This is a genomic window from Staphylococcus sp. FSL W8-0271, from assembly GCF_038006605.1.
GTDB lineage: Bacteria > Bacillota > Bacilli > Staphylococcales > Staphylococcaceae > Staphylococcus > Staphylococcus cohnii.
This window is the reverse complement of the sequence record NZ_JBBOVM010000001.1, coordinates 2,467,352-2,488,689: the sequence shown is the minus strand read 5'-3', so window position 1 is coordinate 2,488,689 and position 21,338 is coordinate 2,467,352. Positions and strand designations below refer to the sequence as shown.

23 protein-coding genes and 1 pseudogene are annotated in these 21,338 nt (G+C 31.2%); 15 read left to right on the top strand and 9 right to left on the bottom strand.

What is annotated here, in order from left to right; all coding sequences use genetic code 11:
* Positions 1–31: 31 nt before the first annotated feature.
* Both guaB and guaA read left to right on the top strand, forming a co-directional pair.
* On the top strand, positions 32–1,498 hold the full coding sequence (gene guaB, locus NST87_RS12220) for an IMP dehydrogenase (protein ID WP_040029828.1): 1,467 nt from the start codon (positions 32–34) through the stop codon (positions 1,496–1,498).
* A 21-nt stretch (positions 1,499–1,519) separates the two neighbouring features.
* Positions 1,520–3,061, top strand: a complete 1,542-nt coding sequence (gene guaA, locus NST87_RS12215; protein WP_019469906.1) for a glutamine-hydrolyzing GMP synthase — start codon at positions 1,520–1,522, stop codon at positions 3,059–3,061.
* 368 nt (positions 3,062–3,429) lie between these two features.
* Here the strand turns inward: guaA and NST87_RS12210 are convergent.
* From NST87_RS12210 to NST87_RS12195, 4 genes and pseudogenes are all read right to left on the bottom strand, one after another.
* Positions 3,430–3,959: pseudogene (locus NST87_RS12210) on the bottom strand (tyrosine-type recombinase/integrase); the annotation flags it as partial.
* A gap of 244 nt (positions 3,960–4,203) precedes the next feature.
* Positions 4,204–4,443 carry a hypothetical protein gene (locus NST87_RS12205; RefSeq protein ID WP_019469908.1) on the bottom strand — a complete coding sequence of 80 codons (240 nt, stop codon included), beginning with the start codon at positions 4,441–4,443 and terminating at the stop codon, positions 4,204–4,206.
* A gap of 25 nt (positions 4,444–4,468) precedes the next feature.
* Entirely contained in the window at positions 4,469–4,609 is a 141-nt protein-coding gene (locus NST87_RS12200) for a hypothetical protein (RefSeq protein WP_019469909.1), read from the bottom strand.
* A 364-nt stretch (positions 4,610–4,973) separates the two neighbouring features.
* Positions 4,974–5,582, bottom strand: a complete 609-nt coding sequence (locus tag NST87_RS12195; protein ID WP_019469911.1) for a stage II sporulation protein M — start codon at positions 5,580–5,582, stop codon at positions 4,974–4,976.
* Between the two features lie 1,401 nt (positions 5,583–6,983).
* Here NST87_RS12195 and NST87_RS12190 point away from each other — a divergent pair.
* The 7 genes from NST87_RS12190 (at position 6,984) to NST87_RS12160 (ending at position 10,217) form a co-directional block, all read left to right on the top strand.
* A complete protein-coding gene (locus NST87_RS12190; RefSeq protein WP_040029830.1) occupies positions 6,984–7,223 on the top strand; it encodes a hypothetical protein in 240 nt (79 codons plus the stop codon).
* A 128-nt stretch (positions 7,224–7,351) separates the two neighbouring features.
* Complete coding sequence (locus NST87_RS12185; protein WP_019469914.1) at positions 7,352–7,516, top strand: hypothetical protein; 165 nt, start codon at positions 7,352–7,354, stop codon at positions 7,514–7,516.
* Between the two features lie 71 nt (positions 7,517–7,587).
* A complete protein-coding gene (locus NST87_RS12180; protein WP_019469915.1) occupies positions 7,588–7,821 on the top strand; it encodes a hypothetical protein in 234 nt (77 codons plus the stop codon).
* A 294-nt stretch (positions 7,822–8,115) separates the two neighbouring features.
* On the top strand, positions 8,116–8,544 hold the full coding sequence (locus NST87_RS12175) for an organic hydroperoxide resistance protein (protein WP_019469916.1): 429 nt from the start codon (positions 8,116–8,118) through the stop codon (positions 8,542–8,544).
* Between the two features lie 312 nt (positions 8,545–8,856).
* Positions 8,857–9,054, top strand: coding sequence for a hypothetical protein (locus tag NST87_RS12170; RefSeq protein WP_019469917.1), 198 nt, complete (start codon positions 8,857–8,859; stop codon positions 9,052–9,054).
* A gap of 39 nt (positions 9,055–9,093) precedes the next feature.
* Complete coding sequence (locus NST87_RS12165; protein WP_019469918.1) at positions 9,094–9,357, top strand: hypothetical protein; 264 nt, start codon at positions 9,094–9,096, stop codon at positions 9,355–9,357.
* Between the two features lie 371 nt (positions 9,358–9,728).
* Positions 9,729–10,217, top strand: a complete 489-nt coding sequence (locus NST87_RS12160) for a hypothetical protein (protein ID WP_040029831.1) — start codon at positions 9,729–9,731, stop codon at positions 10,215–10,217.
* A 202-nt stretch (positions 10,218–10,419) separates the two neighbouring features.
* Here the strand turns inward: NST87_RS12160 and NST87_RS12155 are convergent, their stop codons facing one another.
* Both NST87_RS12155 and NST87_RS12150 read right to left on the bottom strand, forming a co-directional pair.
* On the bottom strand, positions 10,420–10,587 hold the full coding sequence (locus NST87_RS12155; RefSeq protein WP_019469920.1) for a hypothetical protein: 168 nt from the start codon (positions 10,585–10,587) through the stop codon (positions 10,420–10,422).
* 149 nt (positions 10,588–10,736) lie between these two features.
* Complete coding sequence (locus NST87_RS12150) at positions 10,737–10,949, bottom strand: hypothetical protein (protein ID WP_019469921.1); 213 nt, start codon at positions 10,947–10,949, stop codon at positions 10,737–10,739.
* Positions 10,950–11,137: 188 nt separating this feature from the next.
* Between NST87_RS12150 and NST87_RS12145 the strand changes: the two genes are divergently transcribed.
* The 3 genes from NST87_RS12145 (at position 11,138) to NST87_RS12135 (ending at position 12,563) form a co-directional block, all read left to right on the top strand.
* Entirely contained in the window at positions 11,138–11,332 is a 195-nt protein-coding gene (locus NST87_RS12145) for a hypothetical protein (RefSeq protein WP_019469922.1), read from the top strand.
* Between the two features lie 171 nt (positions 11,333–11,503).
* Positions 11,504–11,665, top strand: a complete 162-nt coding sequence (locus NST87_RS12140; RefSeq protein WP_019469923.1) for a hypothetical protein — start codon at positions 11,504–11,506, stop codon at positions 11,663–11,665.
* Positions 11,666–12,257: 592 nt separating this feature from the next.
* Positions 12,258–12,563, top strand: coding sequence for a hypothetical protein (locus NST87_RS12135; protein WP_019469924.1), 306 nt, complete (start codon positions 12,258–12,260; stop codon positions 12,561–12,563).
* 127 nt (positions 12,564–12,690) lie between these two features.
* Here the strand turns inward: NST87_RS12135 and NST87_RS12130 are convergent, their stop codons facing one another.
* Entirely contained in the window at positions 12,691–13,107 is a 417-nt protein-coding gene (locus NST87_RS12130; protein WP_340721754.1) for a YxeA family protein, read from the bottom strand.
* Between the two features lie 343 nt (positions 13,108–13,450).
* On the opposite strand from NST87_RS12130, the gene cspD reads away from it, so the two are divergent.
* Positions 13,451–13,651: a cold-shock protein CspD gene (gene cspD / locus NST87_RS12125; protein WP_019469926.1), complete on the top strand. Its 201-nt coding sequence runs from the start codon at positions 13,451–13,453 to the stop codon at positions 13,649–13,651.
* Between the two features lie 578 nt (positions 13,652–14,229).
* On the opposite strand, the gene NST87_RS12120 is transcribed toward cspD, so the two are convergent.
* Both NST87_RS12120 and NST87_RS12115 read right to left on the bottom strand, forming a co-directional pair.
* On the bottom strand, positions 14,230–15,663 hold the full coding sequence (locus NST87_RS12120) for an MDR family MFS transporter (RefSeq protein WP_040029833.1): 1,434 nt from the start codon (positions 15,661–15,663) through the stop codon (positions 14,230–14,232).
* A 252-nt stretch (positions 15,664–15,915) separates the two neighbouring features.
* Positions 15,916–17,535: a PucR family transcriptional regulator gene (locus NST87_RS12115; protein WP_040029834.1), complete on the bottom strand. Its 1,620-nt coding sequence runs from the start codon at positions 17,533–17,535 to the stop codon at positions 15,916–15,918.
* A 315-nt stretch (positions 17,536–17,850) separates the two neighbouring features.
* On the opposite strand from NST87_RS12115, the gene allW reads away from it, so the two are divergent.
* Positions 17,851–19,341: an allantoin permease gene (gene allW / locus NST87_RS12110; protein WP_019469929.1), complete on the top strand. Its 1,491-nt coding sequence runs from the start codon at positions 17,851–17,853 to the stop codon at positions 19,339–19,341.
* Positions 19,331–20,692: an allantoinase AllB gene (allB, locus tag NST87_RS12105; RefSeq protein ID WP_340721753.1), complete on the top strand. Its 1,362-nt coding sequence runs from the start codon at positions 19,331–19,333 to the stop codon at positions 20,690–20,692. The genes allW and allB overlap by 11 nt, the downstream gene beginning before the upstream one ends.
* The last annotated feature ends 646 nt before the right edge of the window (positions 20,693–21,338 follow it).

The following is a 21,338-nucleotide window of genomic DNA, read 5'->3' as shown; positions in this document are numbered from 1 at the left end:
TATAAAACAAATATTAGGAGGCTGTATTCATATGTGGGAAAACAAGTTTGAAAAAGAATCTTTAACTTTTGATGATGTGTTATTGTTACCAGCAGAATCAGATGTATTGCCGAAAGAAGTAGACTTAAGTGTTCAATTATCAGAAGGTATTAAATTAAATATCCCTGTTATTTCAGCAGGTATGGATACTGTAACTGAATCCAAAATGGCGATCTCAATGGCTAGACAAGGTGGTCTAGGTGTCATTCATAAAAATATGAATATTGAAGATCAAGCAGATGAAGTTCAAAAAGTTAAACGCTCAGAAAACGGTGTTATTTCAAACCCTTTCTTCTTGACGCCAGAAGAAAGTGTGTATGAGGCAGAAGCATTGATGGGAAAATATCGTATTTCCGGTGTACCTATTGTAAATAATGAAGAAGAGAGAACATTAGTCGGTATTTTAACAAACCGTGATTTACGTTTTATTGAAGATTTCTCTATTAAGATTTCAGATGTTATGACTAAAGAAAACTTAATTACAGCTCCTGTAGGTACTACTTTAGATGAAGCTGAAGAACTATTACAGCAACATAAAATAGAAAAGTTACCGTTAGTTAAAGATGGTAGATTAGAAGGTTTAATCACAATCAAAGACATTGAAAAAGTACTTGAATTCCCAAATTCTGCTAAAGACAAACTTGGCAGATTGCTAGTTGGTGCAGCGATTGGTATTGCAAAAGATACAGATATTCGTGCTGAAAAATTAGTTGAAGCGGGTGTAGATGCCTTAGTTATTGATACAGCTCATGGACATTCTAAAGGCGTTTTAGAACAAGTTAAACACATTAAAGAAAAATTCCCACAAGTGACATTAGTTGCCGGAAACGTTGCGACTGCTGCAGGTACTAAAGCTTTATACGAAGCTGGTGCAGATGTTGTCAAAGTAGGTATAGGACCTGGCTCAATTTGTACGACTCGTGTGGTTGCTGGTGTAGGTGTACCACAAATTACAGCCGTGTATGACTGTGCAACAGAAGCACGTAAGCATGGAAAATCTATTATTGCTGATGGTGGTATTAAATTCTCAGGAGACATCATCAAAGCATTAGCTGCAGGTGGACATGCTGTGATGTTAGGTAGCTTACTTGCAGGTACTGAAGAAAGCCCTGGTGCAACAGAAGTATTCCAAGGTAGACAATATAAAGTATACAGAGGTATGGGTTCATTAGGTGCAATGGAAAGTGGTTCTAACGACCGTTACTTCCAAGAAGATAAAGCGCCTAAAAAATTCGTCCCTGAAGGTATTGAAGGTCGTATTGCTTATAAAGGTCCATTACAAGATACGATTTACCAACTTATGGGCGGTGTGAGATCAGGTATGGGTTACACTGGTTCAAGAAACTTAGAAGCATTAAGAGAAGAGGCACAATTTACACGTATGGGACCTGCTGGTTTAGCAGAAAGTCACCCACATGATGTGCAAATTACAAAAGAATCACCAAATTATTCATTCTAAGTTAAAAGGAGATTTAAAGTTATGGAAATGGCGAAAGAGCAAGAGCTCATACTTGTTTTAGATTTTGGTAGCCAATATAACCAATTAATTACACGTCGTATACGTGAAATGGGTGTGTATAGTGAACTGCACGACCATGAAATTAGCATTGAAGAAATCAAACGCATGAATCCGAAAGGGATTATCCTTTCAGGAGGGCCGAATTCAGTATATGAAGAGAACTCTTTTACGATTGACCCAGAAATTTACAATTTAGGTATTCCTATTCTAGGTATTTGTTATGGCATGCAATTAACAACTAAATTGTTGGGTGGAAAAGTTGAACGTGCCAATGAAAGAGAATACGGTAAAGCCGTGATTAATGCGAAAACTGACGAATTATTCTTCGGACTACCTGAGGAACAAAATGTTTGGATGAGTCATTCAGATAAAGTTATTGAAATCCCAGAAGGTTTCGAAGTGATTGCAGACAGTCCAAGTACGAACTATGCAGCAATTGAAGATAAATCACGCCGTATCTACGGTGTTCAATTCCATCCTGAAGTACGTCACACTGAATTTGGTAATGACTTATTACGTAACTTTGTACGTCGCGTGTGTGAATGTACTGGTGAATGGTCAATGGAAAACTTTATAGATATTGAAGTTGAAAAAATTCGCGAACTCGTTGGTGATCGCAAGGTATTATGTGCAATGAGTGGTGGTGTAGACTCATCTGTTGTTGCAGTATTACTACACAAAGCGATTGGCGACCAATTAACATGTATCTTCGTAGACCATGGCTTACTACGTAAAGGTGAAGGCGACATGGTCATGGAACAATTTGGTGAAGGCTTCAATATGAACATCATTCGTGTCGATGCTCAAGAACGTTTTATGAATAAACTGCAAGGTGTGTCAGATCCGGAACAAAAACGTAAAATCATTGGTAATGAATTCGTTTATGTCTTTGATGATGAAGCATCTAAGCTAAAAGGTGTTGATTTCTTAGCGCAGGGCACATTGTATACAGACGTTATTGAATCAGGTACAAAAACAGCACAAACGATTAAATCACACCATAATGTAGGCGGATTACCTGAAGATATGGAATTCCAATTAATTGAGCCTATTAATACGTTATTCAAAGATGAGGTACGTGAATTAGGTATCGAATTAGGTATTCCAGAACACTTAGTATGGAGACAGCCTTTCCCAGGTCCAGGTTTAGGTATTCGTGTGCTGGGTGAAATTACAGAAGATAAACTTGAAATCGTACGCGAATCAGATGCGATTTTAAGACAAGTCATTCGTGAAGAAGGTCTTGAACGTGATATATGGCAATACTTCACAGTGTTACCTGGTATTCAATCCGTAGGTGTCATGGGAGACTACCGGACGTATGATCATACTGTTGGTATTCGCGCAGTGACATCTATTGATGGTATGACAAGTGACTTCGCGCGTATTGATTGGGAAGTCTTACAAAAAATTTCAAGCAGAATTGTTAATGAAGTAGACCACGTTAACCGTGTTGTCTATGATATTACATCTAAGCCCCCAAGTACCATCGAGTGGGAATAATAGAATAGAATGATGAAACCCCTTAAGCATAGGCTTGAGGGGTTGTTTTTTGTGGTTGAGGAATGTAAAAAGGGCATGATTTGCAATTTTATGAATTTCGGGCATTAAAAAAAGAGGTAATCAATAAAAGTTACCTCCCTAATATGAAGAATTATTTAAATAATAAAACATACGCAATCCCCATAAATATACCGACTATAGACATTATCCAAATTAAATGAGGATTAAATCTCCAATCACTTGTAGATGTCTTAGCGATTTTTTTTGAATACCATAAATCTAAAGTTTTAAATAAAGCGAAAATCAATCCGAATAACAAAGGATAAATAATAAAATTCATGTTATCACTCTTTCTATTGTATTATAAATTATTGTATTTTCTCTAATTTTTTCATCATATCTTTATCCATTTGCTCAGTTACGTGACTATATATATGTAGGGTAGTTTTATGATCAGTGTGCCTCACACGCCCATTATTGCTTTGGGAGATACACCTAATTGCGATAATAATGATATGTGACTATGACGTATAGTGTGGCTTGTTGTGTGTTTTGTAATACCTGCGCTAGATTCTGATTGTTGCATATTTCTATTGATGGTACTAAGCGATATAGGATTGCCACGATGATTAGTGAATATAAATCGATATTCTTGATAAATAGATGCCCATTGAATAGCCTTTTTATTCTCTAACATAGCTTTGTGTGAAATGTCACAACTGCGAGAGGTTAGTGAAATTGATCTATAAAAAGCCCCAGTTTTGGTTGTATCTTTAAGGCTTACTGTATTATTTTCATTATGCCAATGAATTGTAACGTTTATTTCTAAGGTTTTATTATCAAAATCAATATTATCTGGTTGAATTGCTAATAATTCCCCTATACGCTCATTTAAGAGCCTTTGAGCTTCTTTCTGTGACTACTTATCATTCTTATTTAGAACAACGCTTACACGTTTCCATTTGTCTATAAATGGGTCTTTATACATCTCATAGAAACGATATTGCGTTTAGTTATGTTTATTAGAGAATTGTTCATGCCACATTTGTTATCCCTCCTTAAGATATAAAATAAATAGAGGAGGCGTATTACCCATGAAGAAATTTATTTGTCTTTTAATAAATATTTGACTTGATTATAAATTATTCATCATCTTCTAATAAGTTAATTATATTAACGGTAATTTCTTTAGTTACAGGGTTAATACTTACATCTTCGTTATAACCTAAAGATTTTACTTTTATGGTATCATTATCTATTTTTAATGCTATTTCAACGTGTTGGTATCCTTGTAAAATTAATAATGTATCTTCATTAACAACAACATCATGTGAACCTTTTCCATTTACAGTGACATTCCACTCATTAAATTTAAATTGCATGATAAATTCCACCCTTTGTTATGTATTATTTCTCTTTCTTAAAGCTAAATACTAAAAATGATATGCTAATAACCAAAAATAAAGGCATTACTGTAATAGATAATACTAGAAATGTCATTGCGAAAACAAAGTACGTTTCATCTACTTTATATTTACCGAACTTCATAATATTCCTCCTATTTACGTTACTCAAATCCGTATATTAAGCAAATTACAAATACTACAAAAACTGCTGGTACAAATATAGATACTATTAAAAGTGGTATGGACATGATTAAATAGTTGAAATCGTATTTATATTTACCAAATTTCATGTAATCACTCCTCCCCCTATGTAATTTACTAATAAGTACTGAGCTTTAAATTGTCGAAAGTAGTATATAAGACTTTTAAGATGTCTAAAAAATCATCATAATATGAATCAATCTATAGATATATTGAATTTTGTTTAAGAATCCAATAAAAAATACATGTGGGATGATCTTTTGATATTTAATATTATCCAATTCAAAATGATAGTGAGATTGTTATTATGTCAATAAGTTTAATAAAAGATCTGTTAAATAAGTTTCCATAAATGCTGCGATTATAATTAAAGGTAGGGCAATTAACAAATAAATTTTCAATAAATTAAGTATTGCTAATTTGATAGAAAGATTTTGTTTCTTACTCTTTCTGAAAATGTTATTAATTTTTCTAATAATAGATTGATTAACTTTAAATAAGGCACTAGCTATGAAGCAAAAACCCAATATTTCTACGATAGAATGAGGTGTAGAAGCTATAATCATCATGCTCCCTTTATATAAATCAAAATGAAGTACGAAGCCAAACGCTATACCTAGTGGTACTGTTGTTTTTATTATATTTAAGTAATATAGAAAAGGAATTGGAATTATAGTCAGTATTAGCATTTGAAAAGGCACTTTAAAGCCATTGTTTAGTATATATTCCCAAACCTTTTGCAAACCTCGTGCCTTATCTACGGAATTATGAGTACTCTCTGTAGCACTTTTTAAAGTTTCTATAGATGGACTGAATATAATTGCCAAAATAAGGGTGATTAAAAAAATCAATAATGTTGTAAATAAGAATTTTAATGTTCTTTTGAGATAAGCATCATCTTGAATTTTAAGCATATATGCCTCCGTGTAATAAAGGGTGTGTATGTAACTAATATCACACTATCAAATATTTATTAATATTAATAGGTTATTTAAATAAATGTAGTTCTCTAAAATGTACACATTATTATAAGTTCTGTTAGGCTGTTTTGTTATAATTACATTTATTTAGAAATAAAATTTATACATTTAGGCAATATAAGTTTTTGAAAAATATGTTATTATATTTTTGAGTTATCCTCAATATTATTAAAAAGAAAACAAAATTTAAGGAGAAAATTATGTTAAGTGGATTGTAAGATGTTCTAGGTTTTTTTATTGACCTATTTATGGGAAAGTATTCCCAATTTTATTTAATAGTATTTATATTAATAATTGTGTTAGCTGCTATAATAGATTTGTTTATATCGATTGGTTTTAAGAAATCAGAAAATAAATTATTATTATTTATTAAAAGTTTAGGTATTCATTTCGTTGGTATTATAGTCTTTTGCGGTATTCTGTTATTCATTAATCGAATATTAACTTTTATACCATTCTTTAATTTTAACTCTAAATCAGAGGAGTTAATGGGTTTAACTGGTATTACATTATATTTATCATTACTTTTTGTATTGTTTGTAGGACTATTTTTCATGAAAATGAGAGGGCATAAATTATTTCATGTTGTAATACAGTTTTTTATTGCTATAGCTATTTTTTACATAGGGACTTTATTATTAAATTTCTCAATACCTTTTAGCATGCTAATCATACTAGCAGATATTGTTATAGTTGTTTTAATTGGGAATGTACTATTGGAATATATAGAAAAGGTGGATTAGTTATGTGGATAGCAATATTTAGTATGTGGTTTTGTATAGGAACGGCATTCTTAGCTATTTATTTAAATAAGGAGAAATAAATATGTCTATACCATATGTAGTAATGCTAATGACAACGATTTACACTTTTATTTATTGGATATTGTTTTATATTTAGTAAATGGGTTATTGGTGTATTTATTGCAGTATTTATTCAATCTATTTTATTATTTAGTATCCGTTATTTCTGGCAAGATAAATCATTTGAAGATGTATTTATACATTCATTTGATTGTCTCACAATAGTTGTAGTAACTATATTTGCTATTTATAAAATCAATAAAGCTAAATCAGGTGAGTAGTGTTAAGATACTGTAAAAAGTATTAAACAGTTTAATTGTTCATAATATGATTGTATTACTATCAGCAATAATGGAAACTTATGTTTTACCTCTTTGGTATTTTCACATTTAGACAAATTAAATGAAAAGGGCCTATATAAAAGGAGTATTTTTCTTGAAAAAATTATTGATCGTTAAGAGTTCCGAGGTTCAACATCAATAAAGAAATTGGAAAAGTAACAATGTAAATGTTTGAAAAATGAGGTGTTGTAATGAAGAGTTTAAATATCATATCTAATATATTGATTTTATTAATTATAGCAACTTCCATATTAACAATATTGGATTTAATAAGTCTTATAAATTTTCCATTTTCTTTATCCGTTATAGGTTTAATACTTATCTTAAATTATTGGATTGAAACTAAAAAAGAAGGAAAAACTGAAGTTCTTTACTTATCAGTAGGTGCAGTTTTGTTTATTTTAGGTTTAATAGAGATTTTGTTCTTTTAGAAAGGAGTTTTCTCTTGTATTGATATTAGGATGAGCACCAAAAAGTGCTTGCCCTATTTTATTTTACAAATAAAAATGTTTTGATTAATAATATTTCGAAATGATAAAAAATGTAAGGAGTGGGTTATTTGAAATGGTTTTTACTTATTGTACAAGTGATTTTAGGGGTGTTTTTAGCATTCTTTGCATATAAACAAATGAATCAAGCCCATTTAGACACATGGTTTGGAGTTTATGTTATATTGTTTGCAATTTTTGTGGCTTGGTATGCTAAACATTATTATAAAAGTTAAGACTTCAGAGACTCAACATCAATAAAGCAATAATGTTTTATAGTTTAAAAAGTGAAAGGGGGCTTTTTATTATGAATGAAAAAAATCGTGGTATTTTTTCTATGACTTCTTTGATTATTTCTTCTGTATTTTTCTTCATTAGTCTTGTTGTTTTTGCTTTTCAAATAAATTCAGATGTGGCTTCTTTATGTACAACTTTAGGAATTTTATTTGTTGGTATTTATGGAGTGTTAGCTAAATTTAAACTAGGTTATATAGCTATTATTTTAGCTTTAATAGCTATAATTTTGAACTTAGCGTTTTAGGTTTGAGAAACGAGTTCTTCTTGTCTTGATACATAATATAACTACCTATTAGCAGAAGTGTTGGTGGGTTTTGTAATACATAGCGAACAATTGAAAGTATTTTAGCCAAATGGGACATTTACTTATGTACTTGTCCTGTTTTTTTATGAGTAGACATAAATGATAATTTAACACTTATGATTTTAAATATCTAAAAACTAATGATAAAATACAATTAGATTAAGCTTAATTTGATATGTAAAAAGATTAATTAATCGTTATTATTGAATTTCAAAAATTATTGGAGTGATTTTCATGGCAAAACCATTATTTGAAACAACTGTCATAAGTAATGGCGGAAGAGATGGAAAAGTTTTTAGTGAAGATAATACATTTTATCAAGACTTAGCTGTTCCAAAAGAAATGGGCGGCAACGGCGTTACTGAGTCAAACCCTGAACAGTTATTTGCAGCAGGTTATAGCTCTTGTTTTAACAATGCACTAATGCATATTTTGAAAGGTGCAGACAAAGGTACGATCGAGCCAGAAGTCCGTGCGACTGCTTACTTATTGCCAGATAAATCTGATGGCGGTGTAAAATTGGCAGCTGAATTAGATGTATCACTTAAAGATCTCAGCCAAGAAGAAGCGGAGATGTTCGTTGAAAAAGCGCATAATTATTGCCCGTATTCGAAAGCACTAAAAGACACGATTGATATTGAAATTACTGTAAGCGTTAATTAAGTAAAGTGATGCAAAAAGCTAGATAAGATTTTTAGAAATTTTATCTAGCTGTCATATATTTATATAACCGTATCTTAATTGGTGCGGTTATTTTTTATGAAATAATATAATCCAACTAAATGTTTAAGTACTTTTATAAAGAAAAAGTATCAATTTGATCATAAACATATTGGTATAAATCAGAAAATATTTTATGGAATTTAGCACTGTATTTTTAGTGATGATGATATTGTTGCAGCATTAAAAAATGGGTAACCTTCAGTGGAAGCATCAACATTTTTAACAACAATTTTATAAATTGGAGGTATAATTATGCCTAAATCACAACAAGTATTGGTTGGTATATGTCTAATATTATTTAGTTTTAATTTTATAGCCCCTATTATTGGAACAATGATGCATATTAAAATATTAGAATTTAACTCACCGCTAATTAAAACTGTACAATTCGCTTTTGTCATAATTTTTGGTGTTTTTACATATAGACAAATTAAACGTAAAGGTTTCTAGAAGAATAAGACTAAAATACTATATGATTGGAGTTTTAATATGTCTATGCCAAACATAGTCATGCTAATACTTACTATAATAATGCTGTTATTTGTATTTGTTTTTGGTCTATTACTTGATAAACCAGTGATATATATGTTTATTGCGTTGTTTGTTCATTCAACGCTTTTATTCATCATTCGTTACTTCTGGCAAGGAAAAGAATTTGGAGAAGCATTTACACATTCTTATGATTTCATTACCATAACAATAGTTATTATATTTACAATTTTGAAAGTTCAAAAAGCAAAATCAAGTGAATAATATTTAATCATATAAAAAGAGCTGGAAACATTGCTGAGGTGCAGTTTCCAGCTCTTTTTATTTTGATTTGAACATTTTGACAGATTCGATATTAGCAATATTTAAATTTAAAACTTACATATTATTACTATTTTCTAGCTATATTTTTACTTAATTGGAAATATTCCTCTAATACACGAATAAATGCAATAATATAGTGATTAGTAATCCCCCGCAAGTATTCGTTATTAATTTATAAAATATATTGTATACATACAACAGATAACTTCTTGGTAGTTAATGAAAATTTTATATTACGAAAATTCACTTTAACAGTAAAAGTGAGTGAGATATTAATATTACAATAACTTGATTAGAAAGGAAGTTTTAAAATGAAAAAGGTACTATTATCTACAGCTTTATTAATGTCAGTTGTACAATTTAGCAGTCAAGGGGCAAATGGTGAAGAGATTCCTCATGGTATTTTGCATAAGGATGGAAGATTTACAGAGCCAAATGTGTTTCCACATAAAGATATAGCAGAGGTTGAAGAGCCAAAAGAATTAGAAGATGCTACGAATGAATTTAATCATAAATCTAATAGTGAGACATCCTTGCACAATAATGCAGTAAATGAAAAATTAAAAGATGAAGGTGGTTTAAACCCTAAAAATCCAGGAGCAGAAAGTAAGCGATTTAATAAAAATCAGCAGTTAGACGCTTCAAAAAATAGCGTGAAGCACAATGCAATAAAAGAATTACCTGATACAGGCATGATTTCAGATAATAGAACACTAACCATTTTTTTAGCCAGTATCTCATTGATTGCGGGTAGTTTATTATTATGTAAACGTGTTAATTTTAAAGTTTTTCAAAAATAAGACATTTTAGGTATTACTTTTGTGATAATCTTACAGTGATGTCATTTTGAATAGCATTAACCATAACAGAAATATTATGATGTGGATGTAGTCACAATCGTTTACTTTCCATAAGATAGTCATAGCTGAAACATTATTATGTTTCAGCTTTTGTTTTTATTACAAGTATAGTTTTATTTAAATATTTACCTATACAATAAGCTTAGGACTGAGACTTCATTTTATTGTAAAGAATACCCACGCCACAGCTGCTGTATCCTAATTGGTAATCAAACTTAATGATTTCGATATAAGGATTTTCTTCTAAGAATTCATTAACCTTCTTGTTTAGGCCTTTTTCTGTCATAGCCGTTAAATTTACAAATTTCATACGATGACTCCTTTGCTATTTTTTGTGTTTATTATATTATACAGTATATAAAAACATACTTTTTACAGTTCGAGTTTTAATTCAACTATATCATTTCTCATTTATGGTAGAAGATCATCTTATTTTGATTATTACTCAATTCAAATTTATTAGAACAAATTTGAATTGAGTAATAATAGATAAAAGCCTGTTGCCATAACTGCAAACAAACACCACATAAAGCGGCATTGTTTACCATTCATTGCTGCCGTACCTTCGTTTTCAGCTCGTCTAATAAGTTTGATATGTAAAAGTATTGTTGAATTTGAAGCATATACAAAAACGAAAATAATACCTAAAAGTGTAAGTAAAAATAGTTGCACAATACCCCTCCAACTTTATGATAGCTAACCCATATAATTTTAAAAAATAATCATATACAATGTTAATTATAAAATAACACATATGTTTTTATGTTGTAATAAAAATTAAAATTTATTTCGATATTTATTCTTTAAAAAACTTGTGGTACGATGTGGAATAAATCAGATGATATCTTGGAGGGCGAACCATGGCTATTATATTGTTGAGCATTGTTTTGATCGTTAATTTTGTTGAAGCGTTGTATTTAGGAATCAAATTTATTCGGTTGAAAATGCGTAATGCACCAGATCAAGCGTATAAAGATTTAGTGAGTTCTCCATTTTGGTTAATGTCACTCATTATTTCGATTATATTATTTGTGATTGCATACATATTGAGTTGAAAAACTTTAAGTGTGGTTAAGAGGGACTTGACTGTGTTTTGTAAATGAAAAGTTATTGTATTTGTGACGCCAAATTTTTTAAAACTCTACAACAGACTGTCTTTATTTCTTTTTAAATGAATTTTAGTATAGGAATAATGTAAATTAATATAGCGAAAAGGAAGTAATCCAATGAAACTTTCATCTATATTAATCAGTATTATAACTGGTTTGCTTATGTTTTTAGTGACGTTTTATACTAGCAATCATGCTGTTATACCATCATTAGTTATGGGAATTGTCGGTTTAATAACAAATATATGGATTGGTATTGACGCAAAAAAACGATTATAAGCGTTGAAATGATAGAAAAATATTAGAAGTATCAAAGACTGGGGCAAATGTTGTCTCAGTCTTTACTATATTATTGATTCATGAAACGTTAGTCAAAAGCGAGATAGATTATATCATATAGCGATTTTTATTTTTATGGACGCTATTGTTGTGATATTGCTCTCAAAACTTATGAATCTGTTTCATGGATAGTCAATTTCATCTTATACCCAAAGAATATAATGCATTATAATAGTATAAAATAATGAAATGTTTTGAAAAATTTTAAAAAGGATAGATATAAAATAGGTTCATTATAAGGGGATGAGGTATATGATTTCGGTGTTTTTATGGACGATATAGAAAATTGGTGCCATTTTGTCGATTTTTTATATCGTTTTATTAAATTATAAGTATAAATAAGAATTATCTAAATTAAAGTTTAAAATATAATTTCAGGGTATAGATGTAATATATAACTTTTGGAGTAATTTTAATTCATTGTAAGTGGTATGACTTGATTTATTGTTTTAAGTTTAGGGGTCAAAAAGTTAACTTGATATCATGTAACCTTAATTTGAGATGGATTTGGTGAATGAAATGGGGGATTCGAATGGTTAATGATTACAATAAAGATATAAAAATAGATAGAACTGATGAAATGCGTTCAGATGAAATTTCTAAAATGATTGAAGAGGGTGGACTAGGTGCTGATCAGTATTATGTTATAGATAAGTATCAGCCCAACCATAAGAGATTAGTAGAAAATATTGATCAATTTCGACAAGAATTAGTTCAAATGAATAATGATGATTTAGTAGATATTTTGATTATTAACACTCAAGAAAATACAAGTTCTAAGTATAGCCAAGCATTAATGATTATTAAGCATGAAATAGTCAAAAGAATGAATAACTAAGGCGTAGTCACTAAATCATTACAAACAAAGCGCGCAAGTTAGAAAGTTATATTTTGAAAATAAATATTTCTAACTTGCGCGCTTTTTATATTATCAGCACATTAAAGTGACTTTTTTATTAAGTGAATTATTTAAGTTGATTTAATGCTTTTTTAGGTACTTTATCTTTAGATACTTCTTCATAACTTTGGACATGACCAAGTTCGGTATCTAATTTTAAGAAATGATCTGATTTTAATGGTTTTTCACCAAAACCATTAAAATCTAAGTGTCTTTTTTCACCTTTTTTATTATAGCCATCTTGCTTATAATTATATGTGACAAAAGATTCTCCTTTATCATCTTTATCGTGTTCAACTTTTGTTGGTTTTTGAGTTTTTACGTAATATGCTTCATTAGTAATGAGGGGGTTTAATTTGGCAAAACTAACGATGTCAGGATTGTCTGCGTTTTTTTCTGCGTAAACTTTCCAGCCAAAAAGACCGATAAGAACAATGACAATGATAATAAAGATGCTTAGAAGTACTTTTATAAATCTGTTCATACTTATTACCTCCTTAAAGTAACTATCTATAATGTAAAAGTTGTTTGCATCGTTTGCTATATTTTTAAATTACAAAAAAGCATTTTAATATAACAATTTTGTCATTTTTTCATTAGTGATTAAATAGTATATATTCACTAATGGATTATATTACTAAAAATAAAGTGCAAAATATATTTTTTTGAAAATAGGGGTATACAAAGGTCGAATTATTCGTTATACTAGGTATTAAGTAATTTAGTTCGTGAAATTGATTTGTAGTTTTATTCTTTTGAATTTACTCCTTTTGATTTTTTAGACAGATTACAAATTTTTGTGCAAAAGCACTTGGAGGATTTTTATTATGAATAACGGTACAGTTAAATGGTTTAACTCAGAAAAAGGTTTTGGTTTTATCGAAGTAGAAGGCGGAAACGATGTATTCGTACACTTCTCAGCAATTAACCAAGACGGCTACAAATCATTAGAAGAAGGACAAGCTGTTGAATTCGAAATCGTTGAAGGCGACCGCGGACCTCAAGCAGCTAACGTTATTAAATTATAATAACGCATAAAAAAGACGAGCAACGCTCGTCTTTTTTTATTTGTCTTAAAATCAATATTTGAAATTATATGTGTGTATTCACTTTTAAAGGTGCAAATTCAAAGTCAACTTGTTAGTTGTTGCTGCGGATTTGCACCTATTTTTTGTTTTTTACTACCAATAAAATATTAATTACTCTTGAAAAATTGCTTAGCATTAATACATCATTGAAGCTAATCTTATAAAAGAATGGTAATAGCCACAAACAGCAACATAAAAATTAATTTTGGATGTATGCATGTAGAATAATTTTTAACATCATTTTGAGTTGAAATAGAGCCTTTTTTTAAAGTACGTCAATGAGAAATTACATATGAATATGTTGTATTTTGGCGAGACTCTTAAGGGGACAGGACAAGCTGAAGACTACAGGCTTAAGCTGTCCCCTAAGAAAGTGAGACAACAATACGAAATATTGAATAATAAAATAGCTATGAAGAAATCTATCGTCATAGATTTCTTCATAGCTAATCTTAGTATGTTTTTTTCACCGTTCGAGTTGTTGAAGCATTGCTACTTTCACTTAAATAGATTTAAAATTATACTTCATGCGTATTTTCCGCTTTGTTTTTTGTTTTTATCAGTAGTGTTAATATAAAACCAATAATTAATAAAAGCGTCGTGAATGCAAATGCTGCGTCAACACCTTGGACGGTTGCTTGTTGTGCAATGTCTGTTTTGGACTGATTTTCACTTGGAACATAGTTTGTACGAACAATTGCCATAATTGTAATCATAATGGCAGTACCAATCGCACCTGCAATAATTCTTAAAGAATTGATGATCGCAGTACCATGTGAAATATTTTTGCTTTCTAATGCGTTAATACCAATTGTATTCAGTGGCATTATAATCAATGCTACAGCAAACATTCTTATTGCGTAAATAACGACAATATACCAATAAGGTGTCTCTGACGTTAAGAAACAATGTAGAATTGTCATAAAAATTAACAGTATAAATCCAGGAATCGCCAATACTTTCAAGCCATATTTGTCATATATTTTCCCTGTATAGACGGACATGAATGCGTTGACTACTGCACCTGGTAAGATAACAAGACCTGACAGAATTGCAGATAGACCTAAGCCTGATTGGACATAAATTGGAATCAATAATGCTGGGCCTACAATTCCGATAAATAATACCATAGATGCAAATGCAGATAGTGAAAATGTACGATTTGTAAATACGCGCATATTTAATAGCGGATTATCGATTCTAATTTGTCTTGTTACGAAAATGGTAACAATTAAGATTCCCACAATAAGTGAAATAATAACGATTGGTGATGTGAAACCTAAGTTGCCTGCGCTACTAAAGCCGTAAAGCATTAAACCAAAGCCTAATGTTGAATATATAACAGAGGTTTTGTCTAATTGTGTATGTTTGGTTTCGTTATTACTTTCTACAAATATCGCACCTACAATAAATGCAATAATCGCAATAAAAGCTACCACAATAAATGGTGCTCGCCAGCTAAATGTATCAATTAAAAACCCAGTTAAGGTTGGTCCGATTGCTGGTGCTGATTGTGCTACTATACCGGTAAGTCCCATTGCAAATCCACGTTTCTCAGAAGGGAACAGTGTGAAAACAGTGAATTGCATAAGCGGTAAGAGTATACCTGCGCCAATAGCTTGAATCACACGTGCAAACATGAGTAAGCCAAATGTAGGCGAAAGTGCTGCAATGATCGAACCAATGAGGAACGCACTCATAGAAAAAATATAGAGTGGTCTTGTATGAAATCGATCCATGAGAAAGGCTGTTAGTGGAATCATGATGCCATTCACTAACATAAAACCTGTAATTAACCATTGAGCAGTTGTATCAGTTATTTCTAATCCCGTAATAATTGCTGGTAGTGCGGTATTAAGCAATGTTTGATTTAGCATCGCTACAAAAGCACTACTTAGCATAACTAATATAATCGTATTTCTTTTTTTATTAGATATAACATTCTCCGACATTATAAACGCATCTCCTTTTTATAACATCCCATCGATAAATTTTAATTATTTTAAGTTAGCAAAGCAAACCATTCGGTTTAAAAAATTAATATTTTTTACAAAGGATTTCTAGAAAAAATTAATGAATAGATGATTTAGGTCGGAATACATTGTATTAAAGGTGTCACAGGTCAGTGATGTTCAATTAATGAAAAAGCTACGCTGTTTGCATGGTTGTGCAAACAGCGTAGCTTTTTGAAATAGATTGAGCACCTAATCGAAACTAATCATTTCAGATACATATAAAGCGATACGTATATTTAATGAATGGACAGGGTCTTCAATATTTGTGCCAATCATATTACTACATTTATTGATTCTATATTTCACTGTATTTCTGTGTATAAATATTTTATCTGCCGTTTTAGTTATATCGCATTGATTATCCATATACACTTTTAAAGTTTGTTTTAATTCCAAATCTTTTTTTTGTTTTGGATAACTCAGTGGGCCCAAAGTATGTTTAACGAAAGGTAATAACTTTTCTTGAGGTATAAGTTGCAATAACTCTTGGATATCTTTGGAATGATATTGTGAGATAAATGCTTTTGCGTTATTTAACAATTCATTTTCAAAGGCTTCATTAGCTTCAAAAAAGGAAGATGGTAACTGTGTAAATTCTGTTACTTCATTGCCAATGCCAAATGAAATCGTATCATCAAAGTATTCGCTATAACTTTGCTGTATTTTTTTAAGGTATTCAAAATAATATTCGTGACGATTTTGTATGAGTATCGCAAAACGATCGTTACTAGGTAATTTATAAACACTAATATAAGAATCAATATCGGTTAATTTATGCTTTAACCAAAGGAATGTGAGATGGTGCCGTTCATTTAAGTAATAACTATTTTCTAAATTATTTTTAGTATCAATACCGCAAATGATAATTTGATAATAGTCAGAAGGATAAATATAATATTGTCTTAATAAATCAGCATGCTTTTTAATCGAAAGGGTTTGATCGTTTTGATTATTGACCAATGATTCGAAAAATCGATTAATATCATTTTCTTCGGCCTCTTGTATTTTGGTGTTTTTGTATAGGGCGAAACTCAACACACTGACCACTTGTTCGAGTGTTAATAAACTAAATGGATAGGAAAGCTTATTAACTTGAGAAACCATTAAATAGTAAGGGAAGTATGTGTAGCCTAATACTTTGAAGATTACATGATCTTTATTCTCAAAGACGAGGTTATTTTTATCATATGTTAGCGCATCTTGATAATGGTTCATGAAATATTTGGTATGTTCAGTCATTAGGGCATTACCTTGTCTATAATGACGACTGTATGCTTCAGGTGCTTTGAATGGGTCAAATAGAATGATAGGTACGCCTAGTAATTTGCTCATGCGATCAATCATTGTATCAATACTGAAACCTTTGATTAATAATTGATTTAATTCTTGTTGTACTTGTAATGCATAATTTAGCTTTCCTGTTTCAGAATCTGAAATAAATGAAGAAATTTCATGTGTAATTTCACCTAGATTCCAACTTTCTGGTATCTCAATTAATGGAAATTCGATAGCATCCGCAAAATCAATGACATCTTGATTGATTTCATGCAAAAATCTTGAAACTTTGATGCCAAGTCCAGCAGTGTTTATATCATTCAAATCTTTAATTAACTTTTTCAAGTTATCTTGATTATCTTGAAATAAGACACCAGTTGTTAAGATAAATGAATTATTTGAAGTGAAATGCTTAATATCATTATTCTCAGTAATATCCAAATTGGTTACTTCTGCTGATAAATCTCCGTTGCTATTTAACAATTTTAAGCCTTTAAATTGGGGAACGGATAAAATTTCATTTAGGGTAGTCATAATTATGTCCTCCGCTTCTAATTTACACAATCACTCGTTATGAAAATGCATAAAAAATATCTAATAATAAATTCTATTTGTCTGTATTATCTTAAAAAGCAGCTTTTTTGTCAATTCGTGATAACGATTGTTCAAAATGCTCAAAAAATTTAGTGTATATCGTTAATTATACACTTATTTTGTCCGATTCCTATAATTTTATTGCATAGAAATGTCATTAATAACAAAGAAAAACGCTTACACTCGTACTACACTTATAACTGAAGATTATACATTTAGTTATTAGCTTATTAAAGTAAAGGAGATATCAATAGAATGGGAAGACAGCAGAACAATGTGGCATTATCACAGGCGGTTTTCGAAAAGCGCGGTTATAATAAAGATATAATGCCAAAGACACCGACACAAAGAAATAACTCCGCATTTAACTTTTTTACACTATGGATGGGTGCTGTACATAATATACCTAACTATACTGCAGTTGGGGGATTCTTATTAATAGGTCTATCGCCATTACAAGTAATATTTGCATTAATATTAAGTTCTTTTGTAATCGCTTTATTATTGGTAAGTAATGGTTATGCTGGTTCTAAATACGGTATTCCATTTGCTATGCATTTACGTCATACATATGGTGATGTAGGCGCGAAGTTACCCGGTATCCTACGTGGTGTTGTCGCAGGTATCGCTTGGTTTGGTCTGCAAACATTTGCGGGGTCACAAGCACTATTAATACTATTAAATAAAATATTCCCTGGTTTTGCGGATATTGGACAAGGCATATCGATACTTGGTATTTCTGTTCCAGGTCTCATTGCATTTTTAATATTTTGGGCTATTAGTTTTGCGATTGGATTTGGTGGTGGAGATATTTTAAATAAATTCACAGCTATATTAAATCCACTTATTTATATTGTTTTTGGTGGTATGGCTATCTGGGGCGTTATGGCTGCTGGTGGCGTTGGAAATATTTTAGATTATGAAATTTCTACAAAATCTAGCGGTATCATTTACCCAGCGATTTTATCCTTTATTTTAATTATCAACTCGCTTTTAGGCGTGTGGGCTGGTCCTGGTGCGAGTGTCTCTGATTTTACACAAAACGCAAAATCAACTAAGACACAGGTGGTTGGTCAAATTTCAGGTATCGTGGTTGCGCACATTTTATTCGCGATTGCGAGTGTGTTTATCATTATTGGTGGTTCAATTTATCTCGGTCATCAAGAGTGGAACATCTTAACAATTATTAATGAGTGGAGCAACTTTTGGGCTATTCTGATATCTACTGGCGTGTTATTAATGACGACGATTTCGACAAATGCGACAAGTAATATCATTCCAGCAGCGTACCAACTCACTGCACTTTTACCAAAATGGATTAATTACCGTCGTGGCGTAATTATTGCCTCGGTATTGAGTATAGTCATTATGCCGTGGAAGATGATGGAAGAAGAAGATAGCATTTTCTTATTCTTAAACGCGATAGGTGCTATTCTTGGTCCGGTAGCAGGTGTAATGACTGTTCATTTCTATATTGTGTCTAAATGTCACATTGATATAGATAAGTTGTATTTTGATTTGAAAGATAAAGAGCACAAAATACCACGTATTAATATTTCTGCATACGTCGGAACGATTGCTGGTGTTATCGTTTCACTATTAGGATTTTTACCAGCATTCACAGTGATATCAGACTTTTCTTGGTTTATAGGCTTTGTCATTGCCGGTGGTGTTTACTTAATTTTACATTATGTATTCCATGCAGAAAGAAGAAAAAAAGGAGGAGCAGATTATAATGAAGTATGATTTGATTATTAAGAATGGTTTAGTCATTTTAGAAGACGGGGAGCAACAAGTTGAAGTTGGTGTTAAAAACGGTAAAATTGCCGCAATTGGTCAAGCATTGGGAGAAGCTGAGCAAGTCATTGACGCACAAAATCAAATTGTTTCACCTGGAATGGTGGATGCACATGTGCATATTACTGAGCCAGGTGGTGGCTATCGTGACGGTTGGGAAGGTTATGTTACAGGAACAAATGCTGCTGCTAAAGGTGGCGTAACTTCATTTGTAGAAATGCCATTAAACCAAGTTCCAGCTACAACTGACAAAGCATCTATCCAAGCTAAATTTGACGCTGGGAAAGATGAATTATCAGTAGATGTCGCAAGTTATGGTGGTTTAGTACCATATAACTTAAATGGAGGTATTCAAGAATTAGATGAAGCGGGTGTTGTGGCTTATAAAGCTTTCTTAGCTACTTGTGGTGATCGTTCTATCGAAGGAGACTTTGAAAATGTTGACGATTATTCATTATATGAAGGCATGAAGCAAATTGCTAAGACTGGTAAAATTTTATCAATCCATTCTGAAAATGCGGCCATCACTGACCGATTAGGTGAAATCGCAAAAGAAAATGGTGAAACGACATTAAGTGCTTACGTGGATAGTCGTCCAGTATTTACAGAAGTTGAACCAATTCGCAAAATCATTTTATTCGCTAAAGAAACGGGCTGTCGTGTGCACATTGTACACGTTGCTTGTGAAGAAGGCGTTGATGAAGTCATCAAAGCACAACAAGAAGGTGTAGACATTACTTGTGAGACATGTACACACTACTTGTACTTCTATAAAGAAGAATTAGATGACATTGGACCAGTTGTTAAATGTTCTCCACCAATCCGTGAGCAATCTCGCTTAGAAGGAATGTGGGATCGTGTATTAAACGGTGATATTAGTTTTGTAACATCTGATCATTCACCTTGTACACCAGACTTAAAAGATACTGACAATGCATTTGAAGCATGGGGTGGTATTGCTGGGTTACAAAACAACGTAGATATTTTATTCGACGAAGGTGTTCAAAAACGTCAAATGTCATTAACAAAATTCGCTGACATTATTGCGACAGCACCTGCTAAACGCTTTGGTTTAGATGCAAAAGGCAGTATTGCAATTGGTAAAGATGCTGACTTCGTATTTATTAAACCTGACGCACCGTATACTTTACAAGCTGAAGATTTAGCTTATCGTAACAAAATGAGTCCATATATTGGACGTGAAATTGGTGCTCAAGTAACACGTACAATTTTAAGAGGACAAGAAATTTATAGTGATGAAGCAGGTATTTCAGATAAACGTATTGGACGTTTTATCTAAAAATTTCTTAAAAAAAGACTGAAGTAAAAACATTGAAACATAAAAGCAAGAACAAAAGGACTAATCCATTTATTAACTGGATTAGTCTAGACTGTCGACAGAGTCTCCGACTTTGTTGGCAGTTTTTTTATGCACGCTTTCCGTGGGCACTGCCTTAGCCAGCAGTCTTCGGCTAGTGCTATTCCCGCAGGAGTCGGCATAAATCACTGCCAATATTAAATTGAAAACATATATAAATTAAACAGTGATGGTGTTTATGATGTTGAATAAATCAATTGAAAAAAAGATCAATATGAAATGAGTTCTATCTCTAAATTAGTCTTTAATAATCATTTATTGCATAAATTTGATGCGATATTAGATTTAAATTTTATATAAGAACTTGTCGAAGACAAATATTGACTTGATAATGGTAGACCATCTATAGAATCAATTGTTTTAGTGATAATATTGCATATTCAAAGACTATTTGTTAACAAATCAATGTGACAAATGATTAAAGAAATAGAAACAAATGTTGCATACCAATGATATTTAAAATATAGCTGAAGATTTAAGATTTGTTTTCATAAGCTCTGAACTCGGTTTGAGTGAGCAACTCTAGGGAATAATATTACATATTACATTTATTTAGTGTCTACATAGC

Excerpts from the sequence above, each read along its gene's own strand:
- NST87_RS12200 (WP_019469909.1), bottom strand. The coding sequence starts at position 4,609 with ATGAAGTTCGGTAAATATAAAGTAGATGAAACGTACTTTGTTTTCGCA.
- NST87_RS12175 (WP_019469916.1), top strand. The coding sequence starts at position 8,116 with ATGGCAAAACCATTATTTGAAACAACTGTCATAAGTAATGGCGGAAGA.
- NST87_RS12145 (WP_019469922.1), top strand. The coding sequence starts at position 11,138 with ATGGCTATTATATTGTTGAGCATTGTTTTGATCGTTAATTTTGTTGAA.
- NST87_RS12180 (WP_019469915.1), top strand. The coding sequence starts at position 7,588 with ATGAATGAAAAAAATCGTGGTATTTTTTCTATGACTTCTTTGATTATT.
- guaB (WP_040029828.1), top strand. The coding sequence starts at position 32 with ATGTGGGAAAACAAGTTTGAAAAAGAATCTTTAACTTTTGATGATGTG.
- NST87_RS12130 (WP_340721754.1), bottom strand. The coding sequence starts at position 13,107 with ATGAACAGATTTATAAAAGTACTTCTAAGCATCTTTATTATCATTGTC.
- NST87_RS12160 (WP_040029831.1), top strand. The coding sequence starts at position 9,729 with ATGAAAAAGGTACTATTATCTACAGCTTTATTAATGTCAGTTGTACAA.
- NST87_RS12140 (WP_019469923.1), top strand. The coding sequence starts at position 11,504 with ATGAAACTTTCATCTATATTAATCAGTATTATAACTGGTTTGCTTATG.
- NST87_RS12170 (WP_019469917.1), top strand. The coding sequence starts at position 8,857 with ATGCCTAAATCACAACAAGTATTGGTTGGTATATGTCTAATATTATTT.
- NST87_RS12195 (WP_019469911.1), bottom strand. The coding sequence starts at position 5,582 with ATGCTTAAAATTCAAGATGATGCTTATCTCAAAAGAACATTAAAATTC.
- allB (WP_340721753.1), top strand. The coding sequence starts at position 19,331 with ATGAAGTATGATTTGATTATTAAGAATGGTTTAGTCATTTTAGAAGAC.
- NST87_RS12205 (WP_019469908.1), bottom strand. The coding sequence starts at position 4,443 with ATGCAATTTAAATTTAATGAGTGGAATGTCACTGTAAATGGAAAAGGT.
- guaA (WP_019469906.1), top strand. The coding sequence starts at position 1,520 with ATGGAAATGGCGAAAGAGCAAGAGCTCATACTTGTTTTAGATTTTGGT.
- cspD (WP_019469926.1), top strand. The coding sequence starts at position 13,451 with ATGAATAACGGTACAGTTAAATGGTTTAACTCAGAAAAAGGTTTTGGT.
- NST87_RS12135 (WP_019469924.1), top strand. The coding sequence starts at position 12,258 with ATGGTTAATGATTACAATAAAGATATAAAAATAGATAGAACTGATGAA.
- NST87_RS12120 (WP_040029833.1), bottom strand. The coding sequence starts at position 15,663 with ATGTCGGAGAATGTTATATCTAATAAAAAAAGAAATACGATTATATTA.
- allW (WP_019469929.1), top strand. The coding sequence starts at position 17,851 with ATGGGAAGACAGCAGAACAATGTGGCATTATCACAGGCGGTTTTCGAA.
- NST87_RS12190 (WP_040029830.1), top strand. The coding sequence starts at position 6,984 with ATGAAGAGTTTAAATATCATATCTAATATATTGATTTTATTAATTATA.
- NST87_RS12165 (WP_019469918.1), top strand. The coding sequence starts at position 9,094 with ATGTCTATGCCAAACATAGTCATGCTAATACTTACTATAATAATGCTG.
- NST87_RS12155 (WP_019469920.1), bottom strand. The coding sequence starts at position 10,587 with ATGAAATTTGTAAATTTAACGGCTATGACAGAAAAAGGCCTAAACAAG.
- NST87_RS12115 (WP_040029834.1), bottom strand. The coding sequence starts at position 17,535 with ATGACTACCCTAAATGAAATTTTATCCGTTCCCCAATTTAAAGGCTTA.